Raw genomic sequence first — 18,821 nt, 5'->3', positions numbered from 1 at the left:
GATGTCTATTGATGCATCCCGAACATAAAACGAGGACTTACCGTAGGGTTTGAATCCATCCAAATTGTGTGTAAAACCTCACATCCCTCCTTCTGAAGCAGTCATGTTGCTTTACAATTAAAGCATGGTTCATTTTTCTCAAAAAACAAGTTTTTTATCCTAAATTATGAGAGCAATAGCACAATCTGAGTGAATGAATAATATCGCGACACTTCGAACACTCAATAGTGAAAAGCTAAATTGCATCTTTATTGATTAGGTCTAGACTCTGCGAAGCGTATACTTTCTTTCGTCCCTTCCCCCAGCAACAGGAGAGCTTGTTAATGACCAAACGCGAGAGAATTGTGAAATCTGTGTTGGCGCACGTACCGAAAGATGCGATTAACCAGTTTGTCTCTCGAGGGTCAACACCATTTTCTGTTCTCATTATGGCCGCCATTGTGGGTACGTTGGCTGGTTTTGTCGGTACGTATTTCGAGCTTGCCGTTCATTTCGTTTCTGAAACACGAACAGAATGGTTAAGAAGCGAAATTGGTAATGTTCTACCATTGTGGCTGGCAGCGGTTCTCATTAGCGCACTTTTAGCTTTTATTGGCTATTTTCTTGTGCACCGCTTTGCGCCAGAAGCGGCAGGCTCTGGTATTCCTGAAATCGAAGGGGCAATGGATAATATTCGTCCAGTGCGCTGGTGGCGCGTGCTACCAGTAAAATTCTTCGGCGGCATGGGCGCACTTGGCTCTGGTATGGTGCTTGGTCGTGAAGGCCCAACCGTTCAAATGGGTGGTGCTGTTGGTCGAATGGTGACCGATATATTCCGGGTAAAGGATGACGATACCCGCCACTCCCTGCTCGCTTCTGGTGCTGCTGGCGGTTTGGCTGCGGCCTTTAATGCCCCACTCGCAGGCATTATGTTCGTTGTGGAGGAAATGCGACCTCAGTTTCGCTACTCTTTGATCTCAATTCGCGCAGTGATCATTTCTGCCATTATGGCGAACATAGTGTTTCGCGCCATCAACGGGCAAGACGCCGTTATCACTATGCCGCAATACCAGTCGCCAGAGCTTCAAACCCTATGGCTGTTTTTATTGCTTGGCGCATTGTTTGGCGTGTTTGGCGTGATCTTCAATAAACTGATTACCGTGGCACAAGACAGTTTTGTCGCAATTCACAAAAACGATCGTAAGCGCTACTTGATTGTGGGTTCGCTACTGGGAGGCGTGTTTGGTTTGCTTCTTTTGTACGTACCCCAACTAACTGGTGGTGGTATCGGCCTTATTCCTGACATTACTAACGGTAACTACTCGGTATCTATTTTAGTTTTGCTTTTCTTTGGTCGCGTAATTACAACCCTGCTCTGTTTTGGTTCTGGTGCGCCGGGAGGCATCTTTGCACCTATGCTTGCTCTGGGAACCTTATTTGGCTATGCGTTCGGAGCAAGTGCTGATGTCTTACTCCCTGCGCTTGATATCGAGCCTGGTGTATTTGCGATTGCGGGCATGGGTGCCCTGTTTGCAGCAACGGTACGTGCACCGATTACAGGTATTCTGTTAGTGATTGAAATGACGAATAACTACTACTTAATCCTGCCATTGATCATTACTTGTTTGGGCGCTGTGATTATTGCTCAATTGTTGGGTGGACAACCTATTTACAGCCAGCTGCTGCATCGCACAATCAAAAACGAAAAGTTACGCCAACAGGATCTACCGGAGAATCAATCAACATAACATTCTCTTTGTTATCACTTCGCTCCAGACTATCGAAGGGTTTGGAGCGATAAACTCTGCATTTTTACATCTTTTCCCAAATATTCGATACCAAACTCACAAAATTATCATTCTCTGATATTTGCTCACCACCTTTCATGAGAAACCCCTCTCCATACTTGTTAGTATTCGCTACTTAAATAGAGCATTTCATCCAAATCGTCATGTTTCGTTTCATTCAGGCAAAAATCAAATGGAGTAGATTTGAACTGGAGAAGACTTGTGCAGTTTTATAGTGTCCCGCCGTCTCAAGCCGCGTTGGCACTAGGTATGATGGGTTTAGGGCAAGCTTGGGCACTCTATGTTCCTGAGATTGGTGAACCGACACGCCCATTTTTGGCGTCACTCGGCGCACTTTTACTCGCCCCTGTACTCATAAAATATGCCGCGAATCCACGATTATTCATGGTCGACATTCGTCACCCGCTGAGTGGTAGTTTAATGGCACCAATGAGTATGGCGTTACTGATCCTTGCAGATTATCTTGCCGCTGTAGCACCTATCATCGCTTATCCACTTTGGTTTATGGCGCTTTTGCTGCATTTTACTATGATGGTGCTGTTTTTTAGCTTTCAGCTAATGAATTTCAAAATGTCCAATATCGTACCGAGTTGGTTTCTTTATCCGGTGGGGCTAATCAGTAGTTCACTAGCCGGTTCTCAACTAGGTCACAACTTATTCTCCGAAACATTAGCGATGATGTGCATCGGCATTTATTTCTTCATGCTGCCACTCGTGTTGTATCGTTTAGTGTTTTTCGGCTCTCTACCAAGGCGAGCAAGACCGACCCTCGCGATTATGGCCGCGCCGGTAAACTTGTCATTAGCAGCATACTTGGTGAACTTTCCCTTACCTGATCCGATACTAACAGGCGCATTGGCAGGGATCGCCATCACTATGACTTTATTGATCTACTTATGTTACTTCCGCTTACTTCGCTTGAAGTTTCAACCTTCTATCGCGGCAGTAACCTTTCCTTCCGTGATCAGCGCTATCGCAATGCATCGCTTAACCTCTTTTTTTGCCGAATCGCACCCTCACTGGCACTGGCTGCACGACTTTGGTTTTCTAGAGCTCAGTATCGCGACTGTATTGGTTGTTTGGGTATCGGCAGGTTACGTCAAAATGTATTGGCCAGAAATCATGAAGTCATTTTCTAAACAAGCATAAAAAAAGGATGGCGTTTGCCATCCTCTTAGAATAGTGCTTGGTTACCTAACGTAAACCGTGCAGAAACTCGGCACGCGTTGCTGGGTTGCTTTTGAAGATACCGCCCAATGCTGTTGTCGTGGTTTCGCTGGTTGCATCCATCACACCGCGAGATTTCACGCAGTAGTGTGTTGCGTCAATCGTCACTGCCACATCATCGGACTCAAGCAACGTTTGAAGTGCAACAAGAATTTGCTGAGTCATACGCTCTTGAACTTGTGGACGCTGGGCAAAGAAGCGAACGATACGGTTGATCTTTGACAGGCCAATGATCTTGCCACGTGGAATGTAAGCCACAGCAGCCTTGCCATCGATGGTCACAAGGTGGTGTTCACAAGTACTGGTCACTGTGATGTCCTTCACGCGAACCATCTCGCTCACGTTCATCTTGTTCTCAATCACCGTGATTTTAGGAAAGTTGGAGTAATCCAGACCAGAGAAGATTTCGTCAACGTACATCTTAGCAATGCGGTGAGGGGTTTCTTCTAGGCTATCATCAGTGAGGTCAAGTTGAAGCAAACCTAAGATCTCACGCATGTGGTGTTCGATCTTCTCTTTCTTCTCTTCACGACTTACGTTGTTTGGACGCATTGGCGTTTCCAAACCGCGTTGCTCTAGCGCTTCTTTTACTAACTTCGCTGACTCGCTAAGACCTGACATTCCACTTCCTCTTTTGTTTTACTTCAGCCTTCGTACAAACCCAATCAAAATTGCATTCATACTTTTCGCTTTGAGTTGCTCAGTTCGTGTCTTTACACCAAGTCACATCAGATGAAGGTACTGAGCTGATTTTCTTGAGCTCCGCAGGTTTTTTACCCCTTTTGGATGGCTGACAAGGATACTCGGATTTTTGAATAATTACACCCATATTTTATAGGTGGACATTCTTACTCAGTCCCCTTTTATGGTAAAGTTGCCACAAAACAAAAGAACACAGGATTTTCTCAATGGGCTGCTGCGACGCACCTGGCTTGATGCCAATTGAAGAAGCGATGGACAAAATGTTATCGCGAATCAAACCTATCCAAACAACGCTTTCTCTTCCACTTGCTGAAGCACTCGGTTTTGTACTGGCAGAAGATATCTTGTCTCCTATCCACGTACCGCCATTCGATAACTCAGCAATGGATGGCTACGCTATTCGCATTCAAGATCTTGAGTCATCTTCTGTATTGCCTCTGGCAGGTAAATCATTTGCAGGACAACCTTTTGAAGGTGAATGGCCTCAAGGTACCTGTGTTCGCATCATGACTGGCGCAAAAATCCCACAGGGTTGTGATACCGTTATCATGCAAGAAAACACAGAAGTGACGGATGCTGGCATTCAGTTCAATCAAACTGACGTGAAGCCGCAAAACAACATCCGCCCAACAGGTGACGACATCAAGCAAGGCGACATCGTATTGGCAAAAGGTGCACGTTTAACACCTCGCGATATTCCGATGATTGCGTCTCTTGGTGTGAGCCATGTGACAGTAGTACGTAAGCCAAAAGTTGCTTTCTTCTCTACTGGCGATGAGCTTAAACCACTGGGCGAATCATTAGACGAAGGTCAGATCTACGACAGCAACCGTTACGGTATTAAACCGCTTATTGAAAACTTCGGTTGTGAAGCCGTTGATCTTGGCATTATTCCAGATTGCCCAGAGACTCTGAAAGCGACCTTTGAACAAGCGCAAACATTGGCTGATGTGGTTGTTACATCTGGTGGAGTTAGCGTCGGCGAAGCGGATTACACCAAAGACATTCTTGAAGAACTTGGTGAGATCGGTTTCTGGAAGCTAGCAATCAAGCCGGGTAAACCTTTCGCGTTTGGTAAGCTAAGTACAGCTTGGTTCTGTGGTCTACCAGGTAACCCGGTTTCTGCAGTTCTTACTATGTACGTGCTTGTTCAACCAATGCTGGCAAAACTTGCAGGCCATACAGAATGGAAAGCACCCGAGTCTATTCCAGCAACAACCAAAACTGCATTTAAGAAAGCGCCAGGTCGTACCGATTATCAACGTGGTATCTACACATTGGAAGATGGCAAGTTTGTCGTTGAAACAACGGGCAACCAAAGCTCTGGCGCATTCCGCTCAATGAGCCTAGCGAACTGTTTTGTTGTCTTGGAACGTGAACGCGGCCGAGTTGAAGTGGGCGAAACGGTTCAGATTCAACTATTCAACTCAACCCTTTACTAGGAAGTCGTTGTGGATATTCTTTCCGATCAGGAAATGCTGCGTTACAACCGCCAAATCATTCTTCGTCAGTTTGACTTTGAAGGACAAGAAGCACTCAAACAAGCATCAGTATTGATGCTTGGTGCTGGTGGTTTAGGCTGCGCATCAAGCCAATATTTGGCCACTGCTGGTGTCGGTAAAATCACACTGATTGATGATGATATCGTCGAGTTGTCTAACCTTCAGCGCCAAGTGCTACACCACGATGCGGATATTGGTCGTAAGAAGGTAGACTCGGCGGCCGATGCACTGCGTGAGTTTAACCCGCACATTATTGTAGATACCATCGCAAAACGTCTTGATGATACCGCGTTAGAGAGTCTGATTAAGCAGCACACTATTGTTGTCGATGCATCAGATAACGTCGATACGCGCAATCAACTTAACCGCCTATGTTTTGCGACCAAAACACCGCTAATTTCAGGCGCGGCCATTCGTATGGAGGGCCAAGTGAGTGTGTTTACTTACGATGATCCAGCACAACCATGTTACCAGTGCTTAAGTGCCCTCTTCGGCAGCGGTGCGTTAAGTTGTGTCGAAGCCGGAGTCATGGCGCCTGTTGTGGGTATTGTTGGCGCAGTACAAGCGATGGAAGCGATCAAAGTGATTGCTGATTACGGCCAACCAAAGAAAGGCAAAATTCTGATTTTGGACGCGCTCAGCATGTCTTGGCGAGAAATGAATCTGATGAAAATGCCAACCTGTCCGGTTTGTAGTTAGTTCTAAACCTCTAATCATTCCCAAAAAGCCCAACTCGATGTTGGGCTTTTTTCTCATTTTGACAATCAGATTTAAAACCCTTCTTCTTACAAATTTTAACTTCATAAAATTCAACAATTTAAAAGTTGGCACATTCCTTTCATTGCATATATCACGAACCAATGAGAGGGCGAATTATGAAAAGGACATCACTACTACTTGGGTCTCTAATAGTGAGCGCTTATACACAAGCGGCGCCATTTGATACGTGCCCAAGCCAAGCATACCTATTCCAATCAACCCCGGTTCAAATCTATGGCGTCAATTTGGTTACAGGCTCTACGACTCTTTTAGAGGACGACACAGGTTTGGCTTCGGGCATCAACGGTGTAGGCTTTAACTTCACTGACCGTTATATCTACGGCTACGACACCACAAACAAAAAGATTGTTCGTCTTGGTCAAGACTTCCAAGCAGAGACGCTTAATGTTTCGGGTCTTCCAACCGACCACACCTTTTACGTAGGTGACGTTTACAACCACGTCTACTACTTGTACCGCAAAGGCAAAGGACTTTTCTCCATTGACCTTTCTCCGCTCGATTCTGATCCAAATGCGACATTGAGCATCGTGAAAATTAGTTCAACAGCGACTGTGAACCTAACCGACTTTGCATTCCATCCAGGCGACGGTTCCCTTTACGGCATCGACAATAACTCTGGAGTGCTGTACCAGTTCAACCCATCGAATGGTAATACGACTGCGATAGGCGACACAGGTGAGAAAGGCACATTTGGTGCTGGCTACTTCGATGTAAACGGAAACTACTACGTGTCACGTAACCAAGATGGCAAAATCTATCGCGTTGACCTTTCGGAAGGTAACGCAGCCAATATCGCAGCAGGTATCGTTCCTGCGGTTGAGTTTGTGTCTAACGGTCCAAGCTCAAGCCAAAATGATGGCGCACGTTGTGCAAATGCTCCAGTGATTGACGAAGACGAGCCAATCGATTTTGGTGATGCTCCAGACAGCTACCACACAACACTTGCGTCAAATGGTCCTCGCCACGAGGTGGACGGTGTAACTTGGCTTGGTTCTGTCGCGCCAGATGGTGATGCCGACGGTCAAGCAAACGACAACTCTGTTGGCACCGCTGATGAAGATGGTGTTGGTTTTGTATCCGCACTTGACCCAGGCTTAAGTTCAATTGTGAATGTGACGGCTTCCACTTCTGGCTACCTATCAGCATGGTTTGACTGGAACCGCGATGGTGACTTTAATGATGAAGGCGAACAAGTCTTTACTGACCAACTACTGTCTGCGGGTAATAATCCCCTACCGTTTGTCGTTTCAACCGCTGCAACGGAAGGGTCTAGCTGGAGCCGATTCCGCTTTAGCCAACAAACCGGATTAAACTACGATGGTGGTTCGACATCTGGTGAGGTGGAAGATTACCCAATTACCATCACTGGTAATGGCTACTCAGTGGAATATTTCCCGAGTGCAGAAGATTACGCCACCGTCGCTTACGAAGATAACTGGCCATACACCGCAGACTACGATATGAACGATGTGGTCGTGAAATTCCGCATCACTGAAACCAGTCTTGCTGGTCATGTTGAGAATATTCAGATTACAGGTGACCTAGCGGCTTACGGCGCAAGCTACAAAAATGGCTTCGCAATCCGACTACCGGGTGTATTGAGAAGCTCGATTGAAAATGGATTAACGACGCTATCCTTCAATGGTGTAGAGCAAGCATCTAATGGCTTGGAAAGTATTTCTGATGAAGCCATTTTCATCATCAGTGAAGACTTAAGCACACACGCGGCGAGCAGCTGTAGCTACTTCCGTACCGAGTCTGGCTGTGATGATAACGTTTCACTCACCTTTACCTTGAATGTGTACTTCACTGAAGGATCTGACCGTTCAGCCATTCAAGCCATGCCATACGACCCGTTCATCTTCGCAACACCGGGGACTTACCATGGCGACGGGATTACTTTCCAGCCAGGTCGTAAATGGGAAGTTCACTTAGCAGACCAAGCACCAACTGAACAGTTTGATGACCAAAACCTCTTCGGTGTCGGCGTCGATGCAAGTGACCCAGCACAAGGTGTGTACTTCAAAACAGCAAACAACTTACCTTGGGCACTGTTGATAGTAGAAGATTGGGATTGGCCGCTAGAGCGTGTAGACATGGTCGATGCATACCCTCAATTCCAAACTTGGGCTGAGTCTGGTGGCGAACTAAGCACAGATTGGCACACCGCTCCAACACCTAACAAATGCTACATTCCATAGGGAGATAACATTATGAAAGCACTTATCACAATCATCATGGGATTAGCACTAACAGCTTGTGGCGGTGGCGGCGGAGGTGGTAACAGTACACCACCTTCACCAACCCAAACCACCATTGCAGAGGAAGACACAACCCAACAGGAAGAAACAACCGTAGAAGAGACTACCGTAACTGTAGAAAATGCAACCATGCTGGACCTAGTAGTACCGGATGGCTTTAGCTACAACCCAGTGACGGAAGGTACGCTCAATGTAGACATCAGTGGTTTTTCTTCACAACGTGCACACCTAAGCGTGTACAAAGAGTTTGTCGAGAACAGTTCAGGTAACTACGATGCAAAATACCCAAGCAAAGTCGCATCGGTTCCACTCAACAATGGTACAGCAAATGTCGACTTTAATGTTTCTGATAGCCAAGGTAGCCTACTTGTTGAAATTTGGTTCTATGACGGTAGTGACCCAATTCAGAAAGTGATTACTTCTGGAGACAACACTTGGACCATGTAACTGGGTAAATCGAAAGCTGTCTTTCAGAACAAATCTTCAATCTTTAACTTAAAAATCGCATCGTTCTTTTGAACATGCGATTTTTTTGTTGTAAAACAGTAAGATTATCCACCTAGCAAACTAAAGACAATGCAAGCACTGATTAGTACTGATGAACTCAATAGCCTTCTCGGCCAACCTAACGTCAAGCTCCTCGACGCTAGTATTGCGTTTCAAATCCCTTCTGAAGGCAAAAAGATTCAAGATAAGTGGATTCCAAATACTTTACGCTTTGATTACGACAATGACTTTTGCTTACCCGGTTCTTCCCTGCCGCATATGATGCCAACAGAAGAAGGCTTCAACCAAAGTGCGCTACAACTCGGTTTGAACAACGAAGATTTGATTGTGGTTTACGACAACTCTGGCACTTTAGCCGCGCCAAGAGCTTGGTGGATGTTCAAAGCTATGGGACATGATAATGTTCGAGTCTTAAACGGCGGTCTTCCAGCTTGGATTGAAGCAGGACTCCCTGCCGAAAGTGCCCTATCGCAACCAAGCGAAGAAGGCAACTTTGCGGGCAAGCTCAACCAAAATGCCTTTTTGAGTGCACAAGATGTTCTTGCTCATTCAACCAATAAAAGTGCCAACATCATCGATGCCAGAGCCAAAGCTCGCTTCCTTGGTGAAGTGCCTGAGCCACGAGAAGGTCTACGTAGTGGGCACATTCCAAATTCGGTTTGCTTACCGTTTCAAGAACTCTTGACCAACGGTCACATTAAACCAAACTCAGAGTTGCAACAGATATTTAGCGCACTAACGATAGATAGTGACAATTCGATTATTTTTAGTTGCGGTTCCGGTGTAACCGCATGCATTTTATTACTCGCGGCGTATCAAATTGGTCTAGACAATCTGTCGGTGTACGACGGTTCTTGGACCGAATGGGGTGCTGACCACTCTCTACCTATCGAGCGTTAAGACAAGTGTCTGTTTAACAAAGTATCTTACGTTTATCTAAAGATGATGTGTTCCAATAAACTAAACGCAGCTTCTAAACCAAACTTGTCATTTCGAAATAGAAACTGGCTATGAGTGATTTGTCCCTCCTCATAGCCTGACTACATCAAAAGCCGACTATTTCCGTTAGCGTTCAGATGTCGCGTTACCGTGCATTTGCTCATCTAAGTTGAGCACGGTTAATGCGTTGCTAACGCTCGTGGCGATCACGTCTATCGCTCCAGTTCTTAATGCTCCGAGTAGAGCGAGTGGCTTGCTGTTCTCAGCTGCGATCGCAATAACTTCCGAGATCGGCCGAAACTCTTCAATACCAAGTCCAATTACTCGGTCACTCATTACCGTGTTCGCTACATTACCGTGAATATCAAAGAAGTCATAACCTGCAAAATCCCCTACCACACCTTGTTGAAGTCTCGACTGAACCACTTCATCAGGCGTAAACCAACCTAAGTCGACCATGTAACTGTTTTCGCTCATGTCACCAATACCAACCAAAGCGACATCGGCTTTACGCGCTAGGTCGAGCGTTTGTTTCACGGTTGCATTTTGCATGAAGGCCAACTTCTGTTCTCTATTTTCTGCGTATGCCGGCGCATAAAGGGTTTCAGAGGTTCCCCCATACTTCTTCGCCAACTGACGACAAATATGGTCGGCGTTATACATACCGCCACGCGGGTGAATACCACCAATGCCACACACAAATTTACAGTCACGCGGCGTAATAACACCTATATGGTGAGCGACGGACGATACGTTGCGCCCTTGTCCGACCGTCACCACCATGCCGTTTTTGAGCGTGCTAGTGAGATAATTGGACACCAATCCCGATACCTGTAGTCGTTGCGCTTCTTCATTCGGTTGATCAAGAGCAACAAGCGCGCGCTTAACGCCGAATCGCTCGATCAAACGTTGTTCGATCTTGGCGCTGAACACCGGATGGTATTTAACGGTAATTTCAACAATGCCTTCATCACGCGCCTGCTTGAGCATTCGCCCGACCTTTGCGCGTGATATGGCAAATTTTCTCGATATCTCTTCCTGAGTCGCACCGTCTTGATAATACGCGACGGAAATCTCTGTCAACAAATCCGTGTTTTCAATGGAAATATCTTGATTAGAACTGCTCATGGTTTCTCTCGCCCTTTAAGAGGATCGATATTGTATGCAATAAGTGAACATATGCTCATTGACTTAGCATATGTTCTTTATCAATTTAAACGCTACATTTGCTCATCGCAATAACATTTTCTCACTACAATTTTTTACCCTCTTGGACAACGCTCAAGCTTTGAACAATAAGGGCAAACGTTTATTTGGGTTAACCACTAAACACACAGTAAAAAAACGTTGATGAAGTTCACTATAAGTCCATTTCAGCGATTGACTTTCAGCATAGATAGGATAAATATGGACACATCATTTACTCAGCTATCGATCAAATGTTCATAGCATTTGTTCGGTAACGAAATTTTCCGTAGTTGGCTGAGCAGATGTCTCATTAAATGCGATGAGACGGTTAGCTAACTCGCTTGCAAATGCACAAGCTGTGATAACAAAAATCACGCTTAAGCCCATTTAAATAGGATGATCGATTATGAGCAACAAGTTAGAGCAACTTCGTAAACTAACGACTGTAGTAGCAGACACTGGCGAAATTGATGCAATTAAAAAGTATCAGCCAGAAGACGCAACAACTAACCCTTCTCTTATCCTTAAAGCCGCTCAAATCGCAGAGTACGCACCTCTAATCGATGCTTCAATCGAATACGCTAAAGCACAGAGCAACGACAAAGCTCAACAAGTTCAAGATACTTGTGACATGCTTGCAGTAAACATCGGTAAAGAAATCCTAAAAACTATCCCAGGTCGTATCTCTACAGAAGTAGACGCTCGTCTATCTTACGATATGGAAGGCAGCGTAGCGAAAGCTCGTCAACTAGTGAAAATGTACAACGATGCTGGCATCACTAACGACCGTATCCTTATCAAACTGGCTTCAACTTGGGAAGGCATTCGCGCAGCTGAGATCCTAGAAAAAGAAGGCATCAACTGTAACCTAACGCTTCTATTCTCGTTCGCTCAAGCACGTGCTTGTGCAGAAGCGGGTGTATTCCTAATCTCGCCATTCGTTGGTCGTATCATGGACTGGTACAAAGCGAAAGAAGGCCGTGACTTCGAAGCTCAAGAAGATCCAGGCGTACTATCTGTAACTAAGATCTACAACTACTACAAAGAATACGGCTACAAAACTGTAGTTATGGGCGCAAGCTTCCGTAACATCGGTGAGATCTTAGAACTAGCTGGTTGTGACCGTCTAACTATCGCTCCTGCTCTACTTGCAGAACTAGAAGCAGCTGAAGGTGAAGTAGTTGAGAAACTAGTTGATTCTAAAGGCGCAGCTGAGCGTCCAGCACCAATGACTCACGCTGAGTTCCTATGGGAACATAACCAAGACCCAATGGCTGTTGAGAAGCTGGCTGAAGGTATCCGCAACTTCGCCGTTGACCAAGGCAAACTAGAAGCGATGATCGAAGCTAAGCTTTAATTGCTTACCAAAAGCGAGTAGCCCGTCTACTCGCTTTTACCATCAACACTATTTTCAAAAAATTCTATTTGAACTTGTTTCGGCGAGTTCCCTCTATTTAAATCAAATATCGAGAAGTAATCACTATGGATCGTAAACATCTAGCAAATGCAATCCGTGCGCTAAGCATGGATGGTGTTCAACAAGCTAACTCTGGTCACCCAGGTGCACCTATGGGTATGGCTGACATCGCTGAAGTTCTTTGGCGCTCTCATCTAAACCACAACCCATCAAACCCTGAGTGGGCAGACCGCGACCGTTTCGTACTGTCTAACGGCCACGGCTCAATGCTGATTTACTCTCTACTGCACCTTGCAGGTTACGAGTTGTCTATCGACGATCTGAAAAACTTCCGTCAGCTTCACTCTAAAACTCCTGGTCACCCAGAGTATGGTTACGCGCCAGGTATCGAGACCACAACGGGTCCGCTAGGTCAAGGCATCACTAACGCGGTTGGTATGGCTCTAGCTGAAAAAGCGCTAGCAGCGCAATTCAACAAAGAAGGCCACGACATCGTTGACCACTTCACTTACGTGTTCATGGGCGACGGCTGTCTGATGGAAGGTATTTCGCACGAGGCATGTTCTCTTGCAGGTACTCTTGGTCTAGGCAAGCTGATCGCATTCTGGGATGACAACGGCATCTCTATCGACGGTCACGTTGAAGGTTGGTTCTCTGACGATACACCTAAACGTTTCGAAGCTTACGGCTGGCACGTAATTCCAGCAGTAGACGGTCACGATGCTGACGCAATCAACGCAGCAATTGAAGCAGCGAAAGCGGATCCACGTCCTACACTTATCTGTACTAAGACTATCATCGGTTTTGGTTCACCAAACAAATCTGGTTCACACGATTGTCACGGTGCGCCATTAGGTGCAGAAGAAATCGCAGCAACACGCAAAGAACTAGGTTGGGAGCACGGTCCTTTTGAAATTCCGCAAGAAGTCTACGCAGAATGGTCAGCGAAAGAAACAGGCGCAGCTAAGGAAGCAGCGTGGAACGAGAAATTTGCAGCTTATGAAGCAGCGTACCCTGAGCTGGCAGCTGAATTTAAACGCCGCGTAAACGGTGAGCTTCCTGCACAGTGGGAAGAGAAAGCAAGCCAAATCATTGCTGATCTTCAAGCTAACCCAGCAAACATTGCATCACGTAAAGCGTCTCAAAATGCTCTAGAAGCATTTGGTGCTCTACTACCAGAGTTCATGGGTGGCTCTGCTGACCTAGCACCTTCTAACCTAACAATGTGGTCTGGTTCTAAGTCTCTAGAAGCAAGCGACTTCTCTGGTAACTACATCCACTACGGCGTACGTGAATTCGGTATGACAGCGATCATGAACGGTATCGCGCTACACGGTGGTTTCGTTCCTTACGGCGCAACATTCCTAATGTTCATGGAGTACGCACGTAACGCAATGCGTATGGCTGCGCTGATGAAAATTCAGAACATCCAAGTGTACACGCATGACTCTATCGGTCTTGGCGAAGATGGTCCAACTCACCAACCAGTTGAGCAAATGGCATCGCTACGCCTAACACCAAACATGAGCACATGGCGTCCATGTGACCAAGTTGAGTCCGCTGTAGCTTGGAAACTAGCGATTGAACGTAAAGATGCACCGACAGCACTTATCTTCTCTCGTCAAAACCTTGCGCAACAAGAGCGCACAGCAGAACAAGTAGCAGACATCGCGAAAGGTGCTTACATTCTGAAAGATTGCGAAGGCAAGCCAGAGCTAATCCTTATCGCAACAGGTTCTGAAGTTGAACTAGCAGTAGAAGCAGCAGCACAGCTAACTGCTGAAGGTAAGAAAGTACGCGTTGTTTCAATGCCATCAACAGACGCATTCGACAAACAAGACGCCGCTTACCGTGAAGCTGTACTGCCATCAGACGTAACAGCGCGTATCGCAATTGAAGCAGGTATTGCTGACTTCTGGTACAAGTACGTAGGCTTCGACGGTCGCATCATTGGTATGACTTCATTCGGTGAATCTGCACCAGCCGGCGAACTATTCAAAATGTTTGGTTTCACGACTGAAAACGTAGTGAACACAGCAAAAGAGCTACTCGCGTAATTGCAGTAAAAAGATAATCAGTTTTCTCTATTGCGAATGTGAAAACTGAAAAGCCCCACCAGCAATGGCGGGGCTTTCTTTTATCTGGCTCCTATTCGCATAAACGCAGCCAGGACATAAACATCACAACTTTCGTTACGACTATTTGTCTTCAAATCGAAGTGCGAGCTGATAGAAATCTTGTACTTGGTCTTTCAACTGTCGGCTATTTTGCTCAACTGAATGTGTTGCTGCCAAGTTTTGTTCTGCGGTCGAAGCGATAGAATGAATGTGCTGGTTTACATCACTAGATAGCTTTAACTGGTTATTCGCCGCTTCTGCTACATCAACCATCAGCCCACTCATGGTTTGCATCATCTGTTCAACTTCAGACAAACGTAACGCACTTTGTTCTGCTACTTGAGAACAGGCATCGGTTTGCTCTTTGTTTGCCAGAATATCTTTCTGCCAACTTTGAATCGTTGCCAACATAGTGGAGATAGAGGCTTGGATTTGTTCAGTTGCATTGGATGTTCGCCCAGAAAGCGCGCGGACCTCATCAGCTACAACAGCAAAACCACGACCTTGCTCCCCTGCTCTTGCCGCTTCAATCGCCGCGTTGAGTGCCAGTAAATTGGTTTGCTCTGCGATCCCACCAATCTCTTCCATCAAATGGTTCACCTTCTGCGCCTGATCACTCAGTTGATACGTCGTTTCCGTCGCTTTTTCAGCTTGAAGGCTTAACTTCGCTAGATTGGTGTGCGTTTGATCGATGGTCTCCTTCGCCATCAAGCATGACTTCAATGTATCATCAATCAACATATGGGCATCATTAGTACTCGAAGAAACCGAATTTGCCGACGACTCCACCTCTTGGGTAGCATCTCGCACACGATGAATATCGGTATTTTGCTGATTTAATGCAGCCGAGACTTCTGCCGTTGTTTGACTAAGCTCTTCGGCGCAATGCTGCAAAGGCAATGCGGAGTCAGTCATCCTTCCTAACACGGTTCGAATTCTTGCGGATAGCATTTTGATATGGAAATCGGCAATCGAAAATGCCGTGTTACCGGAATAGATCAAGCGACTTACGCTGTCATATTGCTTTTGTAACTTTTTAAGTTGCTGAGGTGTATCAATTAACTCTTGGCGGAATAACAGAGCCAGAACACTTGCAGGTAACGCACTTGCAAGCCAAGCCAACGGCCCTTCAACAGACAACGCATATGCGGTTGCAGGTGCGGTTAGTGCACCAAGTAGAATCGCATAGCGAATGGTTTCATTGATTTTCAACGACCAAGTTCGACCAGACTTCTCTGCAGCACGCATGCTTTTGTAGGCTTTTGTCGCAATATCAACCCACTCTCGCTTTGGTTTCACGCGCACTGATTGATACCCAACAACATGGTTGTCTTCGTAGATAGGGGTGACATAAGCATCAACCCAATAGTAACCGCCAGACTTAGTGGCATTCTTAACCATTCCACGCCAGGCTTTACCTTGTTTAAGGCGTGCCCACATATCACCGAAAGCGGCTTTAGGCATATCATTATGACGAACTATATTGTGGTTCTGACCGACAAGTTCTTCGTGAGTGTATTCAGCAACGCGGCAAAAGGCTTCATTACAATATGTAATAACACCTTGTAAGTTCGTTGTTGAGACGAGTTCCTCAGACTCCCTCACGAGAGTTTCTTGAGCTTTATGAGAAATATTGGCTGACATAGACGAAACTTCTTTAGTTTTTATTGATTTTCGGCAAGATATATACAGGATTTTTATTTTTATTACAAAAAGTTAGATAAAAAGTCTTATCAAATCGACATTTTTATTGTGGGAATTCACATTATCGATAAAAAGATAAAGAAGAGATTGTTGATTTGAGCTAATAAACAAACCCGACACGATCGGCCGGGTTATATATTAAGCCTCAATTAAGCGGTTTGTGATTCTGGCTTTTTATTCGTTTTTAACGCAAACATCGCGATAACGAGTAACACAAATGGAAGAACATACAAATTAAGATTCTGCCAACCTACGGTAGACTCAAGCCAACCAGATAGTAATGCGGTGATGGTGACACAACTGAACACGAAGAATTCATTAAACGCTTGAGCCTTGCTTCTGTTTTTCGCTTCATAACTTTGACTAAACAGCCCGGTTGCTGCGATAAACATAAAGTTCCACCCTATTCCTAACAGGATTAAAGCAAGACTAAAATGCCAGATAGACACTCCATGTATATTAATTCCAATACAAGCAACAAATAGCAATCCACCCGCCAAAATCATATTCTTAGCGCCAAACCGCTCTATCAGACGGCCCGTGACAAACGCAGGTGCAAACATACCCAACACGTGCCATTCGATCACTCCCGCCGCTTTATCAAAATCAAAGCCACAACCAATCATCGCTAAAGGAGTTGCTGTCATTAAAATGTTCATCACCGCGTACGCAACCATTGCCGCGATAACTGCCAGCATGAAATTAGGTCGACGAATAATCAGTCTCAGCTTATCCGCCTTAGCGTGTAGCGCCTGCGTGTGTGCAGGTGGAAAACGAATGGTTTGTAGCACAACCAACGCGGTTATATAAAGCACGACAAGCACAGCAAATGCACTAATGTATAAGCCATCATCTGACCACTGCTGCGAGTACACGGCCAGATTAGGCCCAAGGATCGCCGCTAACACCCCACCCGCCATAGATATCGAAATCGCCCTATGCCTTGCCGACTCTTCACACACTTCAATGGCAGCAAACCTGTATAGAGTACCGAAACCTATACCAACACCAAGCAAAAACGTAGACATGCAGAACAGATAGAAGTTTTGTTGACTTAATGCATACGTCGCTAGACTAGCACCCAAAATGCCAATGACATTACCAAGGCTAAAACCAAGGCGACGCCCTAACTTGCCCATAATTAGCGACGCAGGAATTGTCGCGGCCATCAGTCCCAAAAACTGCAGTGCAACTGGTAATGTGATAAAACTTGATGACGGCGCAAGTGTTTTGCCAATAAGGGCAATAACAGATATGAGTAAAATATTCCCTGTCATTAATAAGGCTTGGCAGAGGGATAGAAGCCATACATTACGATTCAATTCCAAATTCCTTTTGGTTACAACGTATACAGATAACATATAGGAAAGCAGAAACAATAGAAAGATATGAGAGTAATTCTCAACAAAAAGAGCCAGAGGCATAGTACCTCTGGCTCTTCACTATTCACTTTTCGCTTTTAAAAAGTTTTTCTGTTGAGCTTACTTGTTGCGGCGCGCTTTTACTGCATCAGAAAGCTGACGAAGTACCGTTTCCGTATCTTCCCAACCAATACATGCATCAGTAATCGACTGACCATAAGTGGCTGCTTTGCCATCCACTAAGTCTTGGCGACCTTCAACTAAATGAGACTCGATCATCACACCAAAAATGGCTTCTTCGCCAGCAGAGATTTGTTCGGATACATCATCAGACACCAGCATTTGACGCTTGAACTGCTTCGAGCTGTTAGCATGGCTAAAATCAATCATCACTTTTTTCGGCAGACCTGCGGTGTCCAGCTCATCTTTAATTTGAGCTACATGTGCTGCACTGTAGTTTGGTTCTTTACCGCCACGTAGAATAATATGGCAGTCTGGATTACCAGCGGTTTCTACGATCGCGGAATGACCGTATTTTGTTACTGAAAGGAAGTGATGGGAAGCGCTTGCAGAACGAATCGCGTCGCTCGCTATTTTAATATTCCCGTCTGTACCGTTTTTGAAACCTACAGGACAAGAAAGACCAGAAGCTAGCTCGCGGTGAACCTGAGATTCTGTCGTACGAGCACCGATAGCGCCCCAACTGATCAAATCCGCCACGTACTGAGGTGTGATCATATCTAAGAATTCACTTGCCGTTGGCAAGCCCATATCGGTTAGATCAAGAAGAAGTTTACGTCCGATACGTAGACCATCATTTAGCTTATAGGTGTCATTTAAGTAAGGGTCATTGATAAGGCCTTTCCAACCAACGGTCGTACGCGGCTTTTCAAAATAAACTCGCATAACAACCTCAAGCTGCTCGCCCAGTTCATCACGTAATACTTTTAGCTTTTTACCGTACTCAACCGCGGCAGCCGGATCGTGAATAGAACACGGGCCAACGATCACGAGTAATCGATCGTCTTTTCCTTCAAGAATATTGTGAATGGCGTTACGGCAATCAAAAGTGGTCGAAGAAGCGGTTTCAGTCGCTGGGAACTTCTCTAATACTGCAACAGGTGGCAATAACTCTTTTACTCTATTTATTCTTACATCATCAGTTTGAAACATTACTTCTACTTCCTGGTTTTATTTCCGACCCCATTTTTACCAACTGAACTCATTGCAACATTGTTCACAAAGCGAGCAGCATCAAGGGCTGTGGTCATTTTCTGTCTAGCGTTTAAGTAACTTATCGGCTTAGGCGTAGACTTGCAATCAGTTTTT

Annotated in this window: 14 protein-coding genes; 9 read left to right on the top strand and 5 right to left on the bottom strand. The window is 45.5% G+C overall.

Going from position 1 to position 18,821, the window contains the following annotated elements:
* The first annotated feature begins 323 nt into the window (after nucleotides 1-323).
* Both clcA and R7041_RS12690 read left to right on the top strand, forming a co-directional pair.
* Complete coding sequence (gene clcA / locus R7041_RS12695; protein WP_005373473.1) at nucleotides 324-1,727, top strand: H(+)/Cl(-) exchange transporter ClcA; 1,404 nt, start codon at nucleotides 324-326, stop codon at nucleotides 1,725-1,727.
* A gap of 261 nt (nucleotides 1,728-1,988) precedes the next feature.
* Nucleotides 1,989-2,936: a TDT family transporter gene (locus R7041_RS12690; protein WP_064369354.1), complete on the top strand. Its 948-nt coding sequence runs from the start codon at nucleotides 1,989-1,991 to the stop codon at nucleotides 2,934-2,936.
* Nucleotides 2,937-2,981: 45 nt separating this feature from the next.
* Here R7041_RS12690 and folE read toward each other — a convergent pair whose 3' ends face one another.
* A complete protein-coding gene (gene folE / locus R7041_RS12685) occupies nucleotides 2,982-3,635 on the bottom strand; it encodes a GTP cyclohydrolase I FolE (protein WP_005373478.1) in 654 nt (217 codons plus the stop codon).
* 287 nt (nucleotides 3,636-3,922) lie between these two features.
* Between folE and moeA the strand changes: the two genes are divergently transcribed.
* The 5 genes from moeA to R7041_RS12660 all read left to right on the top strand — a co-directional run bounded on the left by moeA (nucleotide 3,923) and on the right by R7041_RS12660 (nucleotide 9,666).
* The gene (moeA, locus tag R7041_RS12680) at nucleotides 3,923-5,158 is read left to right on the top strand and encodes a molybdopterin molybdotransferase MoeA (RefSeq protein ID WP_033906385.1); all 1,236 of its coding nucleotides are present in this window, start codon (nucleotides 3,923-3,925) and stop codon (nucleotides 5,156-5,158) included.
* A 9-nt stretch (nucleotides 5,159-5,167) separates the two neighbouring features.
* On the top strand, nucleotides 5,168-5,917 hold the full coding sequence (moeB, locus tag R7041_RS12675; RefSeq protein WP_025767919.1) for a molybdopterin-synthase adenylyltransferase MoeB: 750 nt from the start codon (nucleotides 5,168-5,170) through the stop codon (nucleotides 5,915-5,917).
* Nucleotides 5,918-6,093: 176 nt separating this feature from the next.
* Nucleotides 6,094-8,199 (top strand): LruC domain-containing protein, encoded by a 2,106-nt coding sequence (locus tag R7041_RS12670; RefSeq protein ID WP_258512689.1) that lies wholly within the window; start codon nucleotides 6,094-6,096, stop codon nucleotides 8,197-8,199.
* A gap of 12 nt (nucleotides 8,200-8,211) precedes the next feature.
* The gene (locus tag R7041_RS12665) at nucleotides 8,212-8,706 is read left to right on the top strand and encodes a hypothetical protein (protein ID WP_169697139.1); all 495 of its coding nucleotides are present in this window, start codon (nucleotides 8,212-8,214) and stop codon (nucleotides 8,704-8,706) included.
* Nucleotides 8,707-8,835: 129 nt separating this feature from the next.
* Nucleotides 8,836-9,666, top strand: coding sequence for a sulfurtransferase (locus R7041_RS12660; RefSeq protein ID WP_053307244.1), 831 nt, complete (start codon nucleotides 8,836-8,838; stop codon nucleotides 9,664-9,666).
* 165 nt (nucleotides 9,667-9,831) lie between these two features.
* Here R7041_RS12660 and R7041_RS12655 read toward each other — a convergent pair whose 3' ends face one another.
* The gene (locus tag R7041_RS12655) at nucleotides 9,832-10,833 is read right to left on the bottom strand and encodes a sugar-binding transcriptional regulator (RefSeq protein ID WP_005387670.1); all 1,002 of its coding nucleotides are present in this window, start codon (nucleotides 10,831-10,833) and stop codon (nucleotides 9,832-9,834) included.
* A 466-nt stretch (nucleotides 10,834-11,299) separates the two neighbouring features.
* On the opposite strand from R7041_RS12655, the gene tal reads away from it, so the two are divergent.
* Both tal and tkt read left to right on the top strand, forming a co-directional pair.
* The gene (gene tal, locus R7041_RS12650) at nucleotides 11,300-12,250 is read left to right on the top strand and encodes a transaldolase (RefSeq protein WP_005373488.1); all 951 of its coding nucleotides are present in this window, start codon (nucleotides 11,300-11,302) and stop codon (nucleotides 12,248-12,250) included.
* A 125-nt stretch (nucleotides 12,251-12,375) separates the two neighbouring features.
* Nucleotides 12,376-14,367: a transketolase gene (gene tkt, locus R7041_RS12645; protein WP_042522667.1), complete on the top strand. Its 1,992-nt coding sequence runs from the start codon at nucleotides 12,376-12,378 to the stop codon at nucleotides 14,365-14,367.
* Nucleotides 14,368-14,508: 141 nt separating this feature from the next.
* Here the strand turns inward: tkt and R7041_RS12640 are convergent, their stop codons facing one another.
* From R7041_RS12640 to aroG, 3 genes are all read right to left on the bottom strand, one after another.
* Complete coding sequence (locus R7041_RS12640) at nucleotides 14,509-16,071, bottom strand: methyl-accepting chemotaxis protein (RefSeq protein ID WP_017819900.1); 1,563 nt, start codon at nucleotides 16,069-16,071, stop codon at nucleotides 14,509-14,511.
* Between the two features lie 209 nt (nucleotides 16,072-16,280).
* The gene (locus R7041_RS12635; RefSeq protein WP_021035943.1) at nucleotides 16,281-17,453 is read right to left on the bottom strand and encodes an MFS transporter; all 1,173 of its coding nucleotides are present in this window, start codon (nucleotides 17,451-17,453) and stop codon (nucleotides 16,281-16,283) included.
* Between the two features lie 159 nt (nucleotides 17,454-17,612).
* The gene (aroG, locus tag R7041_RS12630) at nucleotides 17,613-18,665 is read right to left on the bottom strand and encodes a 3-deoxy-7-phosphoheptulonate synthase AroG (RefSeq protein ID WP_017635200.1); all 1,053 of its coding nucleotides are present in this window, start codon (nucleotides 18,663-18,665) and stop codon (nucleotides 17,613-17,615) included.
* Between the last annotated feature and the right edge of the window lie 156 nt (nucleotides 18,666-18,821).

The organism is Vibrio sp. 1751, from assembly GCF_033339895.1.
In the GTDB taxonomy this organism is placed as follows: domain Bacteria; phylum Pseudomonadota; class Gammaproteobacteria; order Enterobacterales; family Vibrionaceae; genus Vibrio; species Vibrio alginolyticus.
This window is presented reverse-complemented; position numbering and strand designations above follow the sequence as displayed.